16 protein-coding genes and 3 riboswitches are annotated in these 20,052 nt (G+C 55.3%); of the genes, 8 read left to right on the top strand and 8 right to left on the bottom strand.

Annotated elements, in window-relative coordinates; all coding sequences use genetic code 11:
• Positions 1-45 precede the first annotated feature (45 nt).
• Together OSH09_RS03395 and OSH09_RS03400 are read left to right on the top strand one after the other, a co-directional pair.
• Positions 46-861 (top strand): motility protein A, encoded by an 816-nt coding sequence (locus tag OSH09_RS03395; protein ID WP_083053549.1) that lies wholly within the window; start codon positions 46-48, stop codon positions 859-861.
• 4 nt (positions 862-865) lie between these two features.
• Positions 866-1,717, top strand: a complete 852-nt coding sequence (locus tag OSH09_RS03400; RefSeq protein ID WP_266120159.1) for an OmpA/MotB family protein — start codon at positions 866-868, stop codon at positions 1,715-1,717.
• Between the two features lie 69 nt (positions 1,718-1,786).
• Here the strand turns inward: OSH09_RS03400 and OSH09_RS03405 are convergent, their stop codons facing one another.
• Positions 1,787-3,226, bottom strand: a complete 1,440-nt coding sequence (locus OSH09_RS03405) for a sodium:solute symporter family protein (protein ID WP_266120160.1) — start codon at positions 3,224-3,226, stop codon at positions 1,787-1,789.
• A 139-nt stretch (positions 3,227-3,365) separates the two neighbouring features.
• Positions 3,366-3,474: riboswitch (TPP riboswitch) on the bottom strand.
• Positions 3,475-3,540: 66 nt separating this feature from the next.
• Positions 3,541-3,637, top strand: a riboswitch (TPP riboswitch).
• Between the two features lie 50 nt (positions 3,638-3,687).
• Between OSH09_RS03405 and OSH09_RS03410 the strand changes: the two genes are divergently transcribed.
• The 5 genes from OSH09_RS03410 (at position 3,688) to OSH09_RS03430 (ending at position 7,649) form a co-directional block, all read left to right on the top strand.
• Positions 3,688-4,470 (top strand): 3-oxoacyl-ACP reductase, encoded by a 783-nt coding sequence (locus OSH09_RS03410; RefSeq protein WP_266120161.1) that lies wholly within the window; start codon positions 3,688-3,690, stop codon positions 4,468-4,470.
• Entirely contained in the window at positions 4,467-5,759 is a 1,293-nt protein-coding gene (locus OSH09_RS03415) for an LLM class flavin-dependent oxidoreductase (RefSeq protein WP_266120162.1), read from the top strand. Before OSH09_RS03410 ends, OSH09_RS03415 begins: the two co-directional genes overlap by 4 nt.
• 152 nt (positions 5,760-5,911) lie before the next feature.
• A complete protein-coding gene (locus OSH09_RS03420) occupies positions 5,912-6,661 on the top strand; it encodes an SDR family NAD(P)-dependent oxidoreductase (RefSeq protein WP_207874737.1) in 750 nt (249 codons plus the stop codon).
• Between the two features lie 57 nt (positions 6,662-6,718).
• A riboswitch (FMN riboswitch) is annotated at positions 6,719-6,862 on the top strand.
• Positions 6,847-7,014 (top strand): hypothetical protein, encoded by a 168-nt coding sequence (locus OSH09_RS03425; protein ID WP_266120163.1) that lies wholly within the window; start codon positions 6,847-6,849, stop codon positions 7,012-7,014. It overlaps the preceding riboswitch by 16 nt.
• On the top strand, positions 7,014-7,649 hold the full coding sequence (locus tag OSH09_RS03430; protein ID WP_266120164.1) for a riboflavin synthase subunit alpha: 636 nt from the start codon (positions 7,014-7,016) through the stop codon (positions 7,647-7,649). Before OSH09_RS03425 ends, OSH09_RS03430 begins: the two co-directional genes overlap by 1 nt.
• Before the next feature lie 201 nt (positions 7,650-7,850).
• On the opposite strand, the gene OSH09_RS03435 is transcribed toward OSH09_RS03430, so the two are convergent.
• From OSH09_RS03435 to fmdA, 7 genes are all read right to left on the bottom strand, one after another.
• Positions 7,851-8,384 (bottom strand): AAA family ATPase, encoded by a 534-nt coding sequence (locus OSH09_RS03435; protein ID WP_266120165.1) that lies wholly within the window; start codon positions 8,382-8,384, stop codon positions 7,851-7,853.
• A gap of 590 nt (positions 8,385-8,974) precedes the next feature.
• A complete protein-coding gene (locus tag OSH09_RS03440) occupies positions 8,975-12,100 on the bottom strand; it encodes a tetrathionate reductase subunit A (protein ID WP_266120166.1) in 3,126 nt (1,041 codons plus the stop codon).
• A 37-nt stretch (positions 12,101-12,137) separates the two neighbouring features.
• Positions 12,138-13,169, bottom strand: a complete 1,032-nt coding sequence (gene nrfD / locus OSH09_RS03445; protein ID WP_266120167.1) for an NrfD/PsrC family molybdoenzyme membrane anchor subunit — start codon at positions 13,167-13,169, stop codon at positions 12,138-12,140.
• 9 nt (positions 13,170-13,178) lie between these two features.
• Positions 13,179-13,937, bottom strand: coding sequence for a sulfate reduction electron transfer complex DsrMKJOP subunit DsrO (dsrO, locus tag OSH09_RS03450; protein WP_207874749.1), 759 nt, complete (start codon positions 13,935-13,937; stop codon positions 13,179-13,181).
• Positions 13,938-14,146: 209 nt separating this feature from the next.
• Positions 14,147-16,441 (bottom strand): TonB-dependent siderophore receptor, encoded by a 2,295-nt coding sequence (locus OSH09_RS03455; protein WP_266120168.1) that lies wholly within the window; start codon positions 16,439-16,441, stop codon positions 14,147-14,149.
• A gap of 184 nt (positions 16,442-16,625) precedes the next feature.
• Positions 16,626-16,913 (bottom strand): FmdB family zinc ribbon protein, encoded by a 288-nt coding sequence (locus OSH09_RS03460; protein ID WP_266120169.1) that lies wholly within the window; start codon positions 16,911-16,913, stop codon positions 16,626-16,628.
• 58 nt (positions 16,914-16,971) lie between these two features.
• On the bottom strand, positions 16,972-18,171 hold the full coding sequence (gene fmdA / locus OSH09_RS03465) for a formamidase (protein ID WP_207874755.1): 1,200 nt from the start codon (positions 18,169-18,171) through the stop codon (positions 16,972-16,974).
• 454 nt (positions 18,172-18,625) lie between these two features.
• Between fmdA and OSH09_RS03470 the strand changes: the two genes are divergently transcribed.
• A complete protein-coding gene (locus tag OSH09_RS03470; protein WP_266120170.1) occupies positions 18,626-20,002 on the top strand; it encodes an 8-oxoguanine deaminase in 1,377 nt (458 codons plus the stop codon).
• The last annotated feature ends 50 nt before the right edge of the window (positions 20,003-20,052 follow it).

A 20,052-nucleotide genomic window follows, 5' to 3' on the forward strand; every position in this document is an offset into this window, starting at 1 on the left:
ATATGTAGTCCTGATGCCCTTCGGGCCCATAACCAGGACTTGTGCATGAATCCCTCTACTCTGATCGGCATCGTAGCCAGTGTGCTGCTGTTTGCCGTGATCTTGTTTTTTACGGCAGAAAATCCTGCCTTGTTTGTGGACCTGCCCAGTCTGGCGGTGGTGCTGGTGGGCACCTTGGCGGCAACCTTTATCAGCTACCCCTTAAGCGAAGTGGTTCGTATCTTTGGCTTGATCGGTACTGTCTTGCGCAACGAGCGTCTGTACACCCAGCAGGATATGGATGAGCTGATCAACATCTCCCGACTGTGGATGATGGGCGATATCCGGGCGGTTGAAGATGCGCTGGAAAAAGTGGCTAATCCTTTTCTGAAAACTGGCGTTCAACTGGTCATTGACCGGGCTCCGCAAGAAGATATTGAAGATCTCTTGCAATGGCGTATCAGCCGCTTACGGGCCCGTGAACATGCCGAAGCTCAGCTATTTCGTTTGATGGCCAGTTTTGCACCGGCCTTTGGCATGGTCGGCACCCTGATCGGCTTGGTCAACTTGATGTTCTTGTTGGGCGATGGCGATATTACGTCTATTGGTCAACAAATGGCCCTGGCCCTGATGACGACTTTCTACGGTGTGCTGTTGTCCAATCTGGTGTTCAAGCCGGTGGCGGTCAAGCTGGAGCGTCGTACGGAACAGCGCGTGGTCTTGATGAATATGATCATGCAAGGGGTGTCCATGATGAGCCAGCGCCGAGGCCCGGCCTTGATGCGCGAGACGCTCAATTCTTTCATGGCTCAGTACCAGGACGAGATCAACGACCGGGGTGGCCGTGATGACGATGCGGACCCGGCTCCGGAACGAGGTTGATCCCATGGGCAATATGGAACAGGACCTGACCTTGGGGGAACTGGCTGATCGCCAGAAATCCCTGCAAAAGGAACTGGAGCAGGCTCGGGGCGCCAAGATCGAGCAGCAACTGGCCAGCAACCTGGGAAACCGACGCCGCAGCCGACCCTGGAATGATCCAGGCCTGGCTGTGCCAGAGGAGGAAGAGGCTTGGCTGACCACCTATCTGGACATGATGACCTTGTTGCTGGTCCTGATGATTGTGATGTTGTCCTTTGCAGGCAAGCGAGCCCAAACAGCAGCACAAGGGCAGGGACAGGGCGCGGCCGCTGTGGTGGCGCAAGCCGGTAAAGAGGGGGGCGGATTGTTGCCCGCAGGCGCGGGTTTGTTTCCGGACTCAGGCTTGGGTGAGGGCCAAGGGAAAGGCAGTCATGGTCTGGATCTGGACGGTTTGGGCGACAGCATCGATGTGGTCATGAACGATCAATCCGTGAGCTTTCGCATTAACAGCGAACTTCTGTTTACGTCTGGCGGCGCGGATCTGGGCCTGGAAGGTTTGACGGTATTGCGTCAATTGGCGGCTGTGCTGCAAAAGTCCCAACATCCGGTGGTGATTGAAGGGCATACGGACTCGGTGCCGATTCGCAGCTATCGCTATCCCTCGAACTGGGAGCTGTCAGGCGCACGAGCAGGCAGCGTGGTGCGTTATATGGAAGCCAATGGTGTAGGCAGCTCGCGGTTGAGTGCTGTAGGTTATGCCGATACCCGGCCTTTGGGAGACAATGAAACCTCGCAAGGGCGGGCAAGTAATCGACGGGTGGAGATTATTGTGCAGATCCCGCAAACACAGGCGGAACCTTCAGTAGAGACACCTTAAAAACAAAACCCCGGTTTGCGACATGCAAACCGGGGTTTTTGTTTTGGCCTTGATTCAGCGGCGTGGGGTTTAATCCAGCACGCGGGTCGAGGAGGCCAGGGTGCCCAAATCAAACTTGGGCAGATGACGGCGCAAAGGCATGATCAAAACGCTGATGATTACTGGCACAATGGCCGCCAGCAAGAACGACTCCAGCAAGTAATCCATCGGCCCATTTGGGCGAGGAAATACTGCCAGACCGGCAACCAGACCACCGATTGTGCTGATCGTGGCGGTAAAGCCATCGTAGCGGCGGCTGTATAGACCAAAGAAAACCGGGAAGGCGGCTGCCGAGCATAGCAAGTCGGCCAGCAGGAACAAGTACAGCACGCTGAAACCCTGCGCCGAGGCATAGAGTACGGGGATGGAGCAAATCCAGATCAGGGAGCGGGACAGGCTCATCATTTGGGCTGTATTGCGATGCGGCATGATGCGGCCCAGGTCCACGGCTATCAGGCTGGAGACGGCGCTGATGGCGGTGTCTGCACTGCTCATGACCAGCGACAGGCCCAGTGGAATCAGCAGCACCAGGAACCAGACGGGCACATGCGGCAAGATCACATTGAACAAGGCCACGGAGCTGTCACCGGGTGAGCCCAAACCGACAAAGGCCAGACCAAATAAACCCATCAGGAAGATGAAGGGGGCAACAAACAAGCCTCCCAGCAAAAAGCCTCGACGCATGGATTTGGTGTCTTTGGCGGCATAAATACGCTGCCAGTTGCCTTGGTGGAACAGGCCGGTCAGCAGGATGGCTACAAAGAAGGTGAGCCCAGCTTTGATACCGACGGGATCGCTCAGCTCAATCAGGCGCGGAGCTTCCAGTTTCACGCTGTCAAACAACTGTACCGGGCCACCAACGGCTTGCCAGCCAAACATCACGATCAGGAACAACATGGGCAGGATCACGAACATCTGTACCTTGTCGGTAAAGATGGAGGCCCGCAGCCCGCCGTAGGAGGTATAGATCAGGGTAGCCAACAGCACAATGCTGGCGGTGACCCAGAGAGGAATAGGGGCAATCAAGGTGATCATCTTGGACATGGCAGTGATTTCAGCCGTCATGGAGATGAACATGTAAAACAGCATGATGACCAGGGTCAGCGCATACATGGGACGGCCGTAGCGGGCGATCACAAATTCGCTCAAGCTGTGGCCGCGTGGCAGCAATTCACGCATGCGCTTGCCCAGCGGAATCATGGCCAGACGAGGCGACATGGAACCAATGGCATAGCCAATGACAGCGCTTAAACCGCCCCAGGTGGCCGCCTGGGCTGGCGAGAACAGAATCCATGCGCCCAACGAGGAAGCCAATAAAGTCAGAATGGTGGCGACGGAGCTTTGACTATTGCGGGCCACTACAAAGTCTTCAAGTGAGTTTTTATAGTGGCGGGCGTACAGCACGCCGGCCAAGGAAAAAGCGGCAGAAAAAACGATCAGCCACAGAAGGGTGGCGGTTTGGTCCAGCATGAGATCTCCCCAAAAGCCTGCTGAACAGGCACAAACCGGCCCAGTTGGCAGGGAGCCAAGACAGGGCGCAGAAAAATGGAGGGATTGAAATGGGGCTGTGAGCTTGTGAATGCGCCACACAGAGACGTGCGGGCAGGCTGCCAGGCCGCGTTTCCTTTCCCTTCGCCGGCATGATCCGGATCAGGTTCTAAGGGTTACCGCAGCAATTGCGGAGTCTCAGCCCGTTAAGGACTCCCCCAGGAACAGGCTAGAAGAGTAGGAGAGCTTCCTTCAAATGTCAATAATACGGTTTGCTGCAATTTATGCTATGGTCTGGCTGCGGCACGGGGTGTCCTTCATGCAAGGGCTGAGATAAAACCCGTCGAACCTGATCCAGCTCATACTGGCGAAGGGATGTCCGAAACCATAGCCCTGCGTCCGAACTGGGCCGACATCCTCGCCGAATTTTTGCAAGGAATGTCATGTCTGTGGAACACGTCTCGGAACTCTCCCAACAATTGGTCCTGGTCACCGGCGGCGCACGCGGCCTGGGGGCTTGCCTGGTGCGCGCCTTTGCACGTCAAGGCGCCAAAGTTGTCATCAATTACCTGAAAAGTGAAGCAGCCGCCCAGGCGCTGGCGGACGAGTTCCCGCAGCAATGTCTGGCCGTACAAGCGGATGTGACGGATGCGGCTTCGGTGCAGGCTTTGTTTGCCAAGGCCCAGACGCATTTCGGCCAGCCTGTCACCACAGTCGTCAATAACGCTTTGCCTGAATTTTCTTTCAACGGCGATGCCCGTCCCCATGCTGATACTCTGACATGGGCACAGTTGAATCAGCAGTTGGAAGGCATTGTGGGTGGCGCCTTGAACACCACGCAAGCCGCCTTGCCCGGCATGAAGCAGGCCGGTTTTGGCCGCATCATCAATATCGGCACCAATCTGTTCCAGAACCCCGTTGTGCCGTATCACGACTACACCGCGGCCAAAGCCGCCTTGTTGTCCATGACACGCACCCTGTCGCACGATCTGGGGCCAGATCAGATCACCGTGAATATGATTTCCGGCGGTTTGTTGCGCACTACTGATGCCTCCTCGGCCACACCGGAAGCGGTCTTTGATTTGATCGCCGCCAGCACACCGCTGCGTCGTGTGACCACGCCAGAAGAATTTGCGGATGCGGCTCTGTTTTTCGCAGGCCCGTGGGCACGTGCAGTGACAGGTCAGAACTTGGTAGTTGACGGTGGATTGGTGAAAAACGGATGAGGCAGTTGCACTTCAATTTGTTCATTATGGGCTGCGGGCATCACAAAGCAGCATGGCGTCATCCCGATTCGCAGGTAGAGCGTTTAGGCGATGTACGGTTTTACGAAGAACTGGCCCAGATAGCGGAACGTGGCAAGCTGGATGCCATTTTCTTTGCGGATGGCCAGGCCAGCGATAATGTTTCGGACGGCCCGCGCTGGTTTCTGGAACCCTTGACCATGATGGCCGCGCTGGCGCGAGCCACCGAGCGTATCGGCCTGATCAGCACTGTCTCCAGTACCTTCTATACCCCCTTTGTGGCAGCGCGCATGTTGTGTTCGCTGGATCATGTGTCCAAGGGACGGATGGGCTGGAATGTGGTGACCTCCATGTTTGATGCCGAGGCGCGTAATCACGGTTACGAAGCCATGCCCGATCACGCCTGGCGTTATGCGCGGGCGGAAGAGTTTGTTGATACCGCACTGCAACTGTTCGACTCCTGGAGCGATAGCGCTTTGGTGATGGACAGACAGGGCGACTACGCCAAGGTTGATCAGGTTCGCCAGATCCTGCACAAAGGTGATCACTTCCTGGTGGATGGCCCCTTGACCTTGCCGCGTTCGCCTCAAGGTCAGCCCGTGCTGTTCCAGGCTGGTGCGTCTGAACAAGGCCGGGATCTGGCCGCCCGTAAAGCCGAGGCAATTTACGCCGTGGCTTACGACTTGCCCTCTGCCCAGTCCTATTACCGCGATATCAAACGACGTGTACGTGAAACTGGCCGCGGCGTGGATGTGCCTGTGATGCCCGGTTTGGTGACCTATGTCGGCTCTACCATGGAAGAAGCACGTCGCAAACAGCGCGAGCTGGACGAGCTCTTGCCCGCCGACACGTCCTTGCGTCAACTGGGCATGTTTGTCGGTCAGGACTGCATGAACTGGGAGCTGGATGCGCCTGTGCCGCCACTGCCACCGTTGGAAAGCTTCAAAGGCCCCAAAGGACGTTACGCCACCATGCTGCGTATCGTCGAAATGGAAAAGCCGACGGTGCGTCAACTTCTGGGTCGCATTGCGGCTGGTGGTGGACATTGCACGATGGTCGGGACGCCAGAATCCATTGCCGACCAGATCGAGCAATGGTGGCGCAATGAAGGGGCGGATGGCTTTAATTTGATGCCGCCTTCCTTGCCCAACGGCATCAGTGATTTTGTCGAGCAAGTGATTCCTGTTCTACAAAAACGCGGCCTGTTCCGCCATGAGTACGAGCACGCAACCCTGCGTGGCCATCTGGGCCTGGACCGTCCTGTAGCCTGATACACAGGTGGGGGAAAAGCGAGCTTTTCTATAGACAGATTTGCCCGCTTTTTCCCTAGGGTGAAGGGACTACTAAGTTCCGGAAGTTTGCTATCCTTAATGCTTTAATTGTCGCCTGCTTAACGAGCAGCGAGCTGTATAGGGATCGCACTATGAAAACCGCTGTTGTCACCGGGGCTTCCTCAGGGTTTGGGGCTGCACTTGCCCGTAAATTGGTATCTGAAGGTCATACCGTGCTGGGTCTGGCCCGTCGTCAGGACAAGCTGGATGCATTGGCTGCAGAGCTGGGTGAACGCTTTGTACCGGTCAGCGTGGATCTGACGGATCGTGCGCGTGCCGAAGCGGTGTTGGCTGATCTGACGGCTCGTTTCCCCAATATCGATGTGCTGATCAATAACGCCGGTCTGGCTCTGGGTGTGGACAAGGCGCAAGACGCCAAGATGGATCAGTGGGACACCATGGTGGCCACTAATATCAGCGCGCTGCTGCATATTACGCATGCTTTGCTGCCTGGCATGGTCAAGCAAAACAAGGGTCACATTATCAATCTGGGTTCGACCGCAGGCGAGTATGCCTACGCAGGTGGCAATGTGTACGGCGCAACCAAGGCATTTGTGCATCAACTGGGCCTGAATCTGCGTGCCGACCTGTCGGGCACGGCAGTTCGTGTGTCTACCGTGGCTCCTGGCCTCTGTTCCGGTACGGACTTCTCTACCGTTCGTCTGGGCGATAAAGATAAAGCCGCTGCGCTTTACCAGAACGTGGATGCCCTGACTCCTGACGATATTGCCGACACCATCGCCTGGATCATGAATGCGCCTGCCCATATGAACGTCAACTACATCGAGTTGATGCCTGTGGCGCAAAGCTTTGCTGGTTTGAGCGTGCATCGCAAGGCCTAAGACCTGCGGCTGACCCGGGCCGTGCTTGATTAGAGTCGGGCTCCGGTCTTACACTGCAAACGTCTTCAGGGCGGGGTGAAATTCCCCACCGGCGGTAAAGGGAATACCCCAAGCCCGCGAGCGCTTTCCTTTAGGGAAAGGTCAGCAGATCAGGTGAGAAGCCTGGGCCGACGGTAAGAGTCCGGATGAAAGAAGATGAAGCATCGCTGCCTTGTGATCAGGGCAGCGACGTGTTTTATTGCTGCCCAGAGGACGCATTGTTTACTCAAGGATGCGTTCAAATGAAAAATCTGAAAATCTCCCCTGCATTAGCCGTTGGTCTTTTGCATGAATTCTGCGAAGGAGTGTGCTGATGTATACCGGGATTGTTAAAGCGGTTCGTCCTCTGACGGCCGTCAAGGCTGAGCTAGGCCGTACCGAATTCGAGATCGATTTCACCGACGAGCTGCTGGTAGACCTGCAATTGGGTGCCAGTGTCAGCGTTGAAGGCACATGCCTGAGCGTGACCAGTATTTCCGGTCCTAAAGTGACGTTCGATGCGATTCCCGTCACGTTAGAGCGCACGAATCTGGGTACTCTGAAAACAGGTGATCTGGTCAATATCGAGCGATCGGCCAAGTTGAATGAAGAGATTGGCGGCCACGTCATGGCTGGTCATGTCGCGACTACGGCTGAAGTGCTGGAGTTAAGCATTACTGAAGCAGGTAACCGCCTGCGTTTCCGTGTACCGGAAGATTGGGCCAAATACGTGTTCCCACGCGGTTTTCTGGGCGTTAATGGCTGCAGTTTGACGGTGGCGGATGTGGAAGAGGGCGTTGTGACCATCAACCTGATTCCGGAAACGCTGCGCCAGACGACTTTCTCCCGCTACAAGGCGGGTGATCTACTGAATATTGAAGTGGATCAGCAAACAGTTGTTCTGGTCGATGTGCTGGAGCGTACGGTGGCAGGGACTCTGTCTCGCGTGATACCCGCTTTGAAAGGCTGATTTCCGCCTGAATGAAGTGAAAAGAGCGGTCAGTTTTAAGACTGGCGGCTCTTTTTCATGGAGCTTTTGCTGTGCCTTGCTGTGTCGAATGCTTTGGTTTGCGTACAAGGCTTGGAGTGAACCGCAGCCCACAAGTGGATTATGGGCCTGTGTGAGCCCGCCCCTTTTACTGACCTGATATCTTGCATAACAAGGCTTTACTCACATTTGAGCTAGCACCTTCAAGACAAAATCAGCACGTTTCTCCACCGTTGTTTTGGGCAACAGGCTCACTTGGTAGCCCAGCAAGGGATAAATACGCTCCAGACGTTCATACTCACGTAAAGCGGCGTCCATATCGTGACGACGTTCTGGATCAGCCTCGTATATTTCAGGCCAGGGCGGCGTTAAAAACACCTGTGAGTGGTAAGGGCAGGACTTGTTGAGATCATCCAGCAGTGGCACACCCTTCAATTCCTGCAAAGCGGCTGCCGCATCAAGCAAGCCTCGATCAAAAAACACCCAGCGACCGTCTTTTGGGGCATTTAAATAGTCATCCTGCGCTGTCTTTATGGCTTCTATCAGGAAGGCTTCCATATCCAGCCAGGGAAGAGCAGAGCCACCTTTGGCCAGTTGCTCCTGAACAATACGTCGTCCAGGTTCCTGAATAACCGTATAGCCGCGCTTTTGTAGCTCGGATAATAAAGTGGATTTGCCGCCGCCAGAGCAGCCGGAGATAAGGACGAAAGGATTCATAAGCGTAAGGTCAGTAAAAGGGGAAAGACTGGTACAGACGTGCTCAAGCCCCGAAACTGAAGTCGGATGTAGGGATGTAGGGATGTAGGGATGTAGGGATGTAGGGATGTAGGGATGTAGGGATGTAGGGATGTAGGGATGTAGGGATGTAGGGATGTAGGGGCGAGCTAAGGCCGGATAGTGGGGAAATCTTGATCAGATACCCGCGAGGATTGTGCGAGTTTAACGTATTTCCGCATCGCCTATATCTATATCCCATCCCTAGCCAGTAATACACACTAATCTGAGAATAATAAAATGCAATTAACGGAAAAGAGTTTTCTTCATTAAAAAGATAGTCTCCAGCAAAGGGAGGGGCGGATCTACTTACCATTCATTTGCTTGTTGACGCAGTATCAGAAGGAAGTGCAGCGATGGAGAGCATTTCTTGCTCTCATACATTCATATCAAGACCTTTCCTCAAGACCAGACTGATACTTTGAGCAAACAGGCCTCATACACGTATAAAAAAGCTCAAAGAAAAACGCCGATTATCCAAAGGACAATCGGCGTTTTTATCTTTCAAGAAACTCTTGAAAGAGGGGGCGTTGTTAAGCCGACAACTTCTCCACCTTGGCTGGCAAGCCTTGACGCACGGCAGCGCCAGACACCCAATCAATCCAGACGTTGTCCTGGCCATTACCACGGGTCGGGTCAGCAAAGCCCAGTTCGTTCAGGTTTACACCTGCAGCCAGATCCGTCAGGTGAGGCATCGCTTCACCGTCAATCTGGTGCGAACGCGCACCCAACTCGGTATGTCCAAAACCGTGCTCGATAGCGATAGCCCCGCGCATGATACCGCCGCGCACCAAAGCCACACCTTCAACAGCACCGCCCGGTGTGCTGACGCGAATGCGGTCGCCGTTGCGAATACCCATGTTCTTCGCATCATCCAAATTCAAGGAAATCGGATTATGCGGGTGTACCTGGCGCAGACGAGACATGCCGATAGACATGGAGCTCATCAAATTGGATTTGTAGGAGCTCATCAGCAGCGGCCATTCCTGTTCAGAGAAATGTTCGCGCATTGGGCTTCCATCGGCCAGACGGGTAGGGTACCAAGTGGGGCAACCACTCAAGCGCTCGCCTGTCATGGTGTGACGCATCTTGGCCAGGTCTTCGTTCCAGACCTGCAAAGCGTTGTCGTAGCGGTTTTTAAGCTGATTTCCTTTCCAGGCGTTTTCGATTCGGTCGAATCGGCCACCACGAGTCAACAGCATCGCTACTTTACGTTGCTCTTCCGGATGCAGGCGCGATTGCAGATCCGGCAAGAGGCGATCAACGCCTGTCACACGCATATCGTCGTCGGATGCATCGCCAACCGGACGGCCTGCACCAAAAGCGATATTGGCCATGCCACGCAGATAGAAGTCCTCTGCACGCAGCAAATCGTGTGGATTCCCTGCTTTGTCTTTCAACACGCCTTTACCAAAACCTGGCAGTCCAAGACGCAAGGCCACCGCGAACAAGAAACTTTCCAGATTGATAGGCTGATCGTCAGCAGTTCGGTCTACGCGTGGCTGCATGACAGGCCAGCGTAATGTGGAGGACTTGGCAATCACGTCCGCCCACGGTGCAGAAACGCCCCAGCTTTCATAGGTCACCGTGTCGGGCACGATGTAATCGGCGTAGGCATTGGTTTCGTTGATGAACGGGTTGACCGAAATCGACAACGGTAGAACAGCCGGGTCTTTCAGCTTGTGCAGCAAGGCATTTTTGAAGCCAGCAATCGCGTAGACCGGATTGCTCATGTGGTTGATCCACACTTTGCTGGTGTAGGGGTAGCCGTTCAAGCCCGAAGCGATCATTTCACTGCTTAAGGCGCCCACGGCGGGGTACCAGGGAGCGGGAGCCGGGTATAAAGCCTCACCATTCGCCTGACGACGCTTGAATTCGCTGGATTTTTCGTAAGCGAAGCGATGGCGCGACAAGGACACGCCTTTCGCCGTCACTTTGCCGGGGAATTGGGCGAAGTTATAACGTGGGCCGGGGCCGAATGGACCAAATGGACCTGCATCCAGCACCAAACCACCTTTCAGGTTCAAGTTGCCCACCAAGGTGTTCAACATGGCGATGGCATAAGCCGTGTAAAAACCCGAGCCGTTCATGGTGCCACCGTGGGCGTCGGCAACGGCTTGGCGGCCATAGCTGGTGAATTCACGGGCCAGCTCGATCAGGGCTTCTTCGTCCATGCCGCAGCCTTTGGCGTAGTCGGCAATGGATTTTTCCTGACTGCGCTCGCGCAGCATGTGCAAAGCGGTACAGACGCGTACGTCCTTGTCTTCCAGTGCTACCGTGCGGTCGACAAACAGCGTGGCGCGATCCAGATCGGTATGGGCGCGCAGCTCGCCTTGTTCGTCCTGAACGATAAAGGGCGACTCGGCACCTTCAGCCACTTCCCAACCCAGGTCTGTGCCACGCAAATAGCGGCCAAAACCAGGATGCTTGGGATCGGCGATCAACAAATGGCTGGCGTTGGTCCAGGACGCGGTGTTTTCGTCTTGCTCTGTTGGAGCATGGGGCAAGGACAAGTGCTCTACATCAAAGCGTTCTTGTTCCAGAATCCAGCGCAACATGCCCATGACCAGAGACAGATCCGTGCCCGGCAGAACAGGTTGCCAGCGGTTGCCACTGCCCGAGGCCAGGCTGGACGAGGTAGGCAGGATCGGGGAAACAACAACGTATTTGAACGTGTTTTCAGGACGCGAGCGGGCTTCAGCCAATTCACGGCCCTGACGCTGGAACGGGTTACCGGATTGAGCTGGTGCTGCACCAATAAACAGCCCAAACCGGGCATTTTTCCAGTCAGGCTTGCCGTGTGGCATGCCTTTAATGTCGCCCATCGCCGCACCGGTACCAACACGGAAGCTTTGGCCGCAGTAAGAACCGTGATTACTGACGTTAATCGTCCCGAAAGCCTGCTCAGCAAAGCGCTTGACCAAGGGTGTACGGCCTTCGTTAGCCGCATCCGTGAACAGCAACTGGTTGGCCAGCGGACCAAACTCGGGGTTTTGCGGGTCAATCAGGGTTTCGTGATCCCAGATCGCACGCAAACCGTCGACTTGACCTTCTTTGAACAGATCGCCGCCTTCGCAAACCTCCTCAATCAATTGTTCAAAGCTGATGCGCTCCCATTGACCGGAGCCACGAGGGCCAACACGTTTCAAAGGCGAGAGAACGCGGTAAGGGCTGCTGTGCTGTTCCAGCATGGATGCACCACGGGCACAGGCGCTTGCGCGGCCTTCCAGACCGTTTTCCCCACCCAGCATGGCGTAGACCTCGCGCACAGGCTGGTCCATGGGGGCCGACTGTGTGGTGGCCAGGGGGTGGTAGGGGTTACCTGCGATACGCAGAATCTTGTTGTTCTCCGTATCGATGCGAACACGCACACCGCACTGTGTCCAGCAGCCCAGGCAACTGGAGGGGCTCACAATTTGACCGGGCTGGGTATCGAGCAGGCCCGTGATCGGATCGATACGGAATTCAGCCTGCAAGGAGTTACCACGGGTTGCGTGGGCGGTGGGAACACCGGCTGTGCCTTGACCCAGACCTTGCACCGCTTTAACCACGGTATCGCTATAGCCCGCCGCGAAGGCAGCCAGACCACCCACGGCAACGCCGCCGCGGGTCAAGACCTGTCGGCGCGACAGGTTAGGGGTTTCTTTTTTCTTGCTCATGACGATAAGTACCTGAAAGCTAGTTAATCTGCGGGGCTCAAGCCGTCAAGGAAGGACGACGAGCCGGGAACAGAGAAAGCAGGGTGGTGCTGGCGGCAAGCAAGGCAATACACAAGCCCAGCACACCCAGCATTCCCAGCAGACCATCGCTGCCTAAGGGCATGGTGTAGAGGTACAAACCAGCGCCGTATTTAGGGACACCTTGTACCGCCATGAAAATAATCCAGCGAAATACCCAGGCAGAGCCGAGCAGAAAAGCTGCGCACAACAAGCTGTAGAAATTGCCTTGCAAGGTGCTGACAGGGCGGCTGAGCATGTACAGAATCAGCAGACCAAAAGCCGAAGAACCCAGGAAGCCCAAGCGCCAGACGGGGTAAGTCTGGAACAACTCCCAAGCTGCGCCGAAGGAATGGCTATAACCCATCAGACCGGAGCCAACCCAGAAGAGGGCCACCACGATCAAGGTCGCGACTACACCTAAAGACCAGCGACGTACGTATTCCAGCGGCAAACCAGCCACACCACCGGGCAGGAAACGAGCCACCAGCAAAATAGCGCCCAGGCTAGCCAAAGCCGCTGTCAAAGCAAAGTTGATCGGCAGGAAAGCGGTATTCCACAAAGGACGCGAACGCAACACCATCACTTCAAAGCCGCTGTACACCAGAATGGACAAGGCCGACACCAGCAAGGCCAGGCTCAACCAGCGCCACAGGGCACGTTTATTCAACCACCAGGCCAAGACGTTGGCCACGGACAAGCCGACAAACAAAGGCAACAGAACAGCGCCTAGCGACATCCAGGACCAGGGGGTGAAATGGGCATAGAAATGCCAGAATCGACCGGGTTGGTGCAAGTCCGCCAACAAGGACACAGGGGCGGCAATGCTGCTGCACAGCAGCACGATCATCAGCGCGGGTTCCAGACGGCGCAAGGCACTGTCGCTGGACCAGGCACAACGCCATACCCAGACGGTGCTGGTGGCGGCCATACCGACCAGGAAAAAGTATTGAACCGCCCAAGGTAGCCAGGCAACTTCGTAGGCGGGGGTCAGAATTTCGATAATAGACATAGCGGCCCCTTAGAACTGATTGGTCAGGCGCACACTGGCCTGGCCATCCACACCATCAACGAACTCGTCCGGCAAACCGATGTAGAACACATGCGGGTTGGTATTCATGCCGGGTTTGAGTACGCGGATTTCCTCTTTGTGCTCTTTAAGCAGTTGGGAAATGGTGCTGGTTTCGTCGTTCATATCGCCAATAACGCGCGCGCCACCCACGCAGCTTTCCACACAGGCGGGCAGCAGGCCCACTTCCAGGCGGTGCTCGCAGAAGGTGCATTTATCGGCGGTTTGCGTTTCATGGTTAATGAAACGGGCGTCGTAAGGACAGGCTTGAACACAGTAGGCACAGCCGACACATCGTTCGTTGTCGACCAGCACCACACCGTCTTCGCGCTGGAAAGTCGCCTGTACCGGACAGACCGGCACACAGGGCGGGTTGTCACAGTGATTACAGAGGCGTGGCAGGCTCAGCATGGCCGCCTGCTGTTGCTCATCGAGCACCTCGTACTGCAGAACCGTGGTGCGGAACTGCCCGATAGGCGGTGCGTTTTCGATAGAGCAACTGACCGTACAGGCCTGGCAACCGATACATTTTCTTAGATCAACCACCATGCCGTAGCGGGCCCCATCTTTCCCACCGCTACGTCGTGGAGGTTGACTGTTCATGGCAGCTTGAACAGGTTGAATAGGAATAATCGTTGCACCGGCACTAAGGCCCAGCAATTCCTTAAGAAAACGTCGCTTGCCCTTTTTGGGCTCGGCGGTTGGAATCATGTGTTTTCCTTTTTATGCTTGGGTTGAACCCATTTACATTATTTGTAGTTATAAGCATATGAAGAATACAAAGGTCTAGTCTTGATGAAGGTCAAAAAGAACATTTAAAGGTTGAAATGTTGACGCTCGGCTGTATTTTTCAGGCATAAAAAAACGCCCCTCCATTTTTTGGAGGGGCGCTATATACCTGAGTTGTAGACGAGAACTGCTTAGAACGTCCCGCTCAAACCCAGGAAGAAAGTGCGACCTGGTTGGTTGAAAGTATGAGCCCCGGCACCGTAAATGTAGTTGGGTGTACCCAGGTTCACACCGATGGCATTACCACGGCGGAACAGGCGTTTGTCAAAGAGGTTATCGACACCGGCATTGATACGGAAATGCTTGTTGATCTTGTACTGCGTGCTCAGACCAAACAAGGCGTAAGGGGAGACCTTGTCGGTTGCAGAACCCGTCAAAGGCTGGCCGTAGTAGTCATACTTCGGTGGCTTTTGCTCGCCGTAGAAGGTTGCCTTGGCGCGCAGGGACCAGTCGGCATTCACATTCCAGTCCAGAGTCGTGTTGATGGTGTACTTGGGAATTGTCGACAGCGCTTCACCTGTAGTCTTGTTCTTGGACTCAATCATGTAGGTGAAGTTAGTTGACCACAGCCAGTTTTCGGCCAAAGGCAGCGTCAAGTTACCTTCCAGACCTGAGACCACGGCTTTGGGAATGTTTTCCCATTGCAGAATCAATTGCTGATTATTATTGGCCGTAAAGCTGCTGGTGGCAAAACGGCCGGCTTCCACTTTGTTGCGGTAATCGTTATGGAAGTAGGTCAGGCTGGCACCCAGGCCATTGTCACCCACGTACTCCACACCCAGCTCTTTATTGATGCTGGTTTCAGCCTTCAAGTCCGAATTACCTTGCAGGAAGCAACCTGTGCTGCTGCCCGTGGTATTGCCCCAGCAGCCGTTACCCAGGCTGTACAAGGTGTAGCCGTCATTGCTTTGATACAGGTTGGGAGCCTTGTAAGCGCGGGCAATACCGGCTTTCAGCAACCAGTTATCCGTCACGGCATGCGTCAGGTTCAGCGAAGGACTCCAGTTGCTGCCATGCTTGTCGTGATAGTCAAAACGCAGACCGGGCGTAACGGTGGTCTTGTCAGTCGCGTAGATATTGTTTTCAGCGAAAACCGAGTAAATATTCGCCCGCGACTTGGGTTTGTATTTGTTGGGGACGCCAGGGATACGGGTCGGATTACGTTGTGCCAAGTCCGAAGACTTGTCGTTCAGCTCCTGACCCACCCACTCCATACCGAAAGTGGCGTATTGCTCAACACTGCCAGTCTTGAATTGATGACTGGCCTCGGCGTGAGCCGTCATGGTCGTCAGATCTACCGTGCCGAAACCACCATCATTCACACGTGTTGGATCATTAAAGGCCCCTTCAGTACCACCTGCCAGACCCTCAAGCAGACGATAGTTGCGCGTTTTTTCGTACTGGAAGTAGGCGAGGGAATTCGTCTTGTCATTCCAGTCGCCACGATGCGTCAGCGAGTAGCTCTGGCGGTACATCTTGTTCGTCTCATCGCCCAGCTGACGTTTCACCTCGTCGTTGGTATTCGTATTCTGGGTGTCACCCGTGTAGATATTGCCTTGGCGGCTATAGGAAGCCTCCAGATCCACGGTTTGGCGGCTATCCGGACGCCAGGACAGCAAACCATTGATGTCTTTATTACGCACACCCTCACGACCGGCAGGCAGGCTGTTCGCATTGGCACCGCCACGCTCGGTCTGATGCCCTTTATTGATCTCCGGATCATCCGAATCAGTCTTGTTCAGGTTCCCGTACAAACGGAAAGACAGGGACTCGCTGACCGGGCCGCTCAAGCCAAAGCTCATGCGTCGCGTTGCACCTTCATCACTATGTTCAGGCAGGTTGCCGTACAAGGAGTAGGTGCCCTGGAAGGTGTCAGTCGTAGGTTTGGTGATGATATTGACTACACCACCCGCCGCACCGTTACCGTAACGGGCCGCTGCCGGGCCACGCAGCACTTCCACACGCTCGATCTGTTCAGCAGGCACCCAGTTGGTGTCACCACGTGAATCACGCTCGCCACGCCAGCCAAAACGCACGGCAGAGCGGGAGCTGACGGGTTTGCCGTCAATCAGAATCATGGTGTTTTCCGGGCCCATGCCACGAATATCGATCTGGCGATTATTACCGCGCTGGCCGCTGGCCGAGTTACCGGTCAGGTTCACGCCCGGCATAGTGCGCAGGACTTCAGAAATATCGTTGGCGGGAGGGGATTTCTGGATGTCTTCGGCGGTGATGATGGAGGAACCCAGAGTTTGCTTGAGTTCATCCTCGGCCTTGACCACGATGCGGTCTAACTCGTCCACTGGTTGCGCATGTGTCTGATAGGGGAAGGCCAAACATAAAGCCACTGCCAGACTGCTTAAAGGCATAAAAGATACGCCGCTAGGCACGTGGCGCTTAGCGGCGGGAGACGAGGACACCGACATAATGAACACCCAGTAGTAATGAGATTGATTCTTGATTATAAACAGGGCGAATCATGTTACAGGGCGTGAATCTCGTAAAACCAACACATTGGGCCGGACAAATTCAGCTTGGGCCACGCCACGCCAGCCATAAGGGCAGGACTGTCAGAGCTAACAGCTTGCTTATGCGGCGTACTGACGGTATTTAGGCGCAAACGCTGCAGCCGGGGCCCATACAGGTGTGAATCACGGAATTTCGGGTACTGGATCGGGTGCCTGGACCCGTCACATTATTTCCAGCCAAAGCCTGCTGTGGCGTCAAACCGCGCGTGGGGCTGTCTTTGCTGAACAGTCGTCGTGGTGCGCTTACTTGCAGCAAGAGGCTGCCTTTTTCACAGGCAGGGCAGGTTTGGGGATCATTGCGGGTGGCAATACTGCGCAGATGGCTGCTGCGTTGCAGGCAATGATTACAGAGGTAGTCGTACAAAGGCATGGCAAATCCGAGTAAAGCAAGCCCCGGCTCTGAATCCAGAACCAGGGCCAGAGACCGATCAGGTCAAGTTACAGCGAGTGCCTGGACGGCCAAAGCGGGCCGCATCATTCAGAGCACCTTTAGGCAGGATATCGGTATCAAAAATACCGGTAGGCAATGCCAGAGAAGCGGAGCTGTTAGGCAGATCCACCACGCCACCGTAACGGCCTTCAACCGGAGCCGCTGTCAGCAGCATGTAGGCCTGTGCACGCGACAGGTCTGTCGTGCGGCTGATGTAGTCGATAGCGGCCAGACAGGCCTGGCGGTACGCAACCGTGGAATCCAGGTAGTAGTTGACGCCTTCCTCGACACTGATGCCGGTGAAGTGCATCCACTGATCGTACTTGGGATCGTGACGGCCTGGAACGTAGATAGGCGCGGTCAGATTGTACTTGGCCATACCGCCTTTGATCAGATCAAAGCCGAGATGGGCCGCACCGTCCATTTCAATGGCGCCACAGAAGGAGATTTCGCCATCGCCCTGGGAGAAGTGCAAGTCACCCATGGACAGGCCCGCACCCTTCACATAGACGGGGAAGTAAATCCGCGAGCCAATGGTCAGGTTCTTGATGTCCAGGTTGCCGCCGTGCTCACGTGGAGGCACGGTACGGGCGGCTTCTGCCGCCATACGGTCGAATTCAGCGCCTTTTACGCCGCGCAAAACGGCTGTCTTGGCATCAGGTGGGTTGGCATGGCCTTTAGGCACCAACAGGGCTTCACGGCGATTCCACTCGCGCAGCAATTCGTGCGAGGGCAGGGTGCCGATCAAGCCAGGGTGCATCATGGCAGCGATACGTACGCCAGGGATGTGACGGGAAGTGGCATATACGCCGTGCAAGTCCCAGATGGCCTTGTCGGCTTCAGGGAAATGCTCAGCCAGGAAACCACCGCCATTTTCTTTGGCAAAAATGCCAGAAAAACCCACAGGGGTAATGCAGCGAATATCCAGCAGGTCCACCACCAGAATATCGCCAGGTTCGGCGCCTTCTACGTGGATAGGGCCAGTCAGTGGGTGGGCGCGGGTCAGATCAACGTCGCGCACATCATTTGCGCTATCCGTGTTTTGAATCTGGGCGTCCAGAAAGTCCATACATTCCAGAATCATCTCTTCGCCAGGTTTCACGCTGGTCAGGTCTGGAATATCCGGATGCCATCGGTTGTGACCGATCTCGGCTTGCTCGGCCAGGGGTGCGCCGGGTTTGATTTTTATATGCTGCATGTGTTCTCCGAATAATGTGTGCGAGGTCCGCACAACGGCGCTTTTAATGCGCTTGGCGACACCATTAACATGACTGAAGCAGCATGGTCAAAATGTGTGGACAGGCGGTTTTATATGCTTTTTTATGCCATTAAATAAATTCTTAAGCGGGCCAATGATTTAGGCTTTAAGCGATTAAAGGACAATACTCCGACGTTTTTGTCCAGAGGATAAATCCTGATTTTGAGCAACTTTTTTATGTCGCCGCATGCCGTAAAAAAAATAGGGCATCGATATACAGGAATCCGTATAGAAGACATATGGGTTCCTGAATGACATAGGAATAATCAAGCTTTGGAGCGGAACTGGCTCACAGGATCCTTGGGCTTCAGATAACCCTTATCACAGCAGGTATATAAGTCGGCAAGTCGAACTGACAACAATAAAAAGCAAATAAAACGCAGGAGACACACTCATGACTAGCCGTTCCCCGATCCTGTGGATTCGCAATCCACTGGCCTGTTCAGATGCGCAAGCTGCCGGTGGCGTACTGGTACAAGACAGCCGCATTATTGAAAAGGTCGCTGCCGGACAACAGCCCCACCAAGCCTACGATCAAAGCTGGGATGCATCCCGCCATGTCTTGCTGCCCGGCTTGGTCAATACCCATCATCACTTTTATCAAACCCTGACACGGGCCTATACCCCTGCGCTGAACAAGCCCTTGTTCCCCTGGCTGACCACGCTATATGACGTCTGGGCCGGTCTGGATGATGAGCAAATGCAGGTGGCCAGTGAACTGGCTATGGTGGAACTGCTGCAATCGGGCTGTACCACCGTCGCCGATCACCACTATGTGTTTTCGGGGGCCTTGCAGCATGCGATTGATTGTCAGGCAGAAACGGCTCAGCGTCTGGGTGTTCGGGCAGCCCTGACACGCGGCTCCATGAGCGTAGGCCGCGATCAAGGCGGCTTGCCCCCGCAAAACGTCGTACAAGATGAGCAAACCATTCTGGACGACAGCCTGCGCCTGATTCGCCAGTATCACCAACGTGAAGATGGGGCCATGATTACCTTGGCTTTGGCTCCGTGTTCGCCGTTTTCCGTCAGCCGCGAGCTGATGAGTGAAAGCGCCAAGCTGGCCGAGCGCGAAGATGTGCGCCTGCACACCCATTTGGCTGAAACCGACGACGAAACCGCTTACTGCGAACGCCTCTTTGGCATGCGTCCGCTGGATTACCTGGATCAGCAAGGCTGGTTAAGCAATCGCACCTGGCTGGCCCACGGCATTCACTTCAACGATGAAGAAATCCAACGTCTTGGCCGCGCCGGTACGGGCATCGCCCATTGCCCCTCGTCCAATATGGTGCTGGGCAGCGGCCTGTGCCGCACCATCGAGCTGGAAGCGGCTGGCGCACCGGTAGGCTTGGCCGTCGATGGCTCGGCCTCCAACGATCACTCCAATCTGGCTCAAGAGATGCGACAGGCACTCTTGTTGGGCCGCCTGCGCTACGAGCCGGGCCAAGTCACCCATCAAGCGGTTATCCGTTGGGCAACCCAAGGTTCGGCCCGTTGTTTGGGGCGCGAAGACATTGGTGGCTTGAATGTGGGGCAACAGGCCGACCTGGCTTTGTTCACCCTGGATGAATTGCGCTTTTCCGGCGCAGAAAACCCCCTGGCTGCCTTGCTGCTCTGCGGTGCAGATCGTGCTGACCGTGTCATGGTCGCCGGTCAGTGGCGCGTTATTGACGGCCAACCCTGCGGCATTGATTTGGAAGACTTAATGCAGCGTCATCAAGCCGCCGCCCGTCGCTTGCGCGACAAGGTACTGGATACCGCGACGACGGCTTAAGTTCAGTAGTGACAGGGCCTATAGAGCCCTGCCTATTTATTTTCGGAGAC

Origin of the sequence: Alcaligenes parafaecalis, assembly GCF_026344135.1 — a bacterium.
Lineage (GTDB): Bacteria > Pseudomonadota > Gammaproteobacteria > Burkholderiales > Burkholderiaceae_B > Alcaligenes > Alcaligenes parafaecalis.

Excerpts from the sequence above, each read along its gene's own strand:
- OSH09_RS03395 (WP_083053549.1), top strand. The coding sequence starts at position 46 with ATGAATCCCTCTACTCTGATCGGCATCGTAGCCAGTGTGCTGCTGTTT.
- OSH09_RS03400 (WP_266120159.1), top strand. The coding sequence starts at position 866 with ATGGGCAATATGGAACAGGACCTGACCTTGGGGGAACTGGCTGATCGC.
- OSH09_RS03405 (WP_266120160.1), bottom strand. The coding sequence starts at position 3,226 with ATGCTGGACCAAACCGCCACCCTTCTGTGGCTGATCGTTTTTTCTGCC.
- OSH09_RS03410 (WP_266120161.1), top strand. The coding sequence starts at position 3,688 with ATGTCTGTGGAACACGTCTCGGAACTCTCCCAACAATTGGTCCTGGTC.
- OSH09_RS03415 (WP_266120162.1), top strand. The coding sequence starts at position 4,467 with ATGAGGCAGTTGCACTTCAATTTGTTCATTATGGGCTGCGGGCATCAC.
- OSH09_RS03420 (WP_207874737.1), top strand. The coding sequence starts at position 5,912 with ATGAAAACCGCTGTTGTCACCGGGGCTTCCTCAGGGTTTGGGGCTGCA.
- OSH09_RS03425 (WP_266120163.1), top strand. The coding sequence starts at position 6,847 with ATGAAAGAAGATGAAGCATCGCTGCCTTGTGATCAGGGCAGCGACGTG.
- OSH09_RS03430 (WP_266120164.1), top strand. The coding sequence starts at position 7,014 with ATGTATACCGGGATTGTTAAAGCGGTTCGTCCTCTGACGGCCGTCAAG.
- OSH09_RS03435 (WP_266120165.1), bottom strand. The coding sequence starts at position 8,384 with ATGAATCCTTTCGTCCTTATCTCCGGCTGCTCTGGCGGCGGCAAATCC.
- OSH09_RS03440 (WP_266120166.1), bottom strand. The coding sequence starts at position 12,100 with ATGAGCAAGAAAAAAGAAACCCCTAACCTGTCGCGCCGACAGGTCTTG.
- nrfD (WP_266120167.1), bottom strand. The coding sequence starts at position 13,169 with ATGTCTATTATCGAAATTCTGACCCCCGCCTACGAAGTTGCCTGGCTA.
- dsrO (WP_207874749.1), bottom strand. The coding sequence starts at position 13,937 with ATGATTCCAACCGCCGAGCCCAAAAAGGGCAAGCGACGTTTTCTTAAG.
- OSH09_RS03455 (WP_266120168.1), bottom strand. The coding sequence starts at position 16,441 with ATGTCGGTGTCCTCGTCTCCCGCCGCTAAGCGCCACGTGCCTAGCGGC.
- OSH09_RS03460 (WP_266120169.1), bottom strand. The coding sequence starts at position 16,913 with ATGCCTTTGTACGACTACCTCTGTAATCATTGCCTGCAACGCAGCAGC.
- fmdA (WP_207874755.1), bottom strand. The coding sequence starts at position 18,171 with ATGCAGCATATAAAAATCAAACCCGGCGCACCCCTGGCCGAGCAAGCC.
- OSH09_RS03470 (WP_266120170.1), top strand. The coding sequence starts at position 18,626 with ATGACTAGCCGTTCCCCGATCCTGTGGATTCGCAATCCACTGGCCTGT.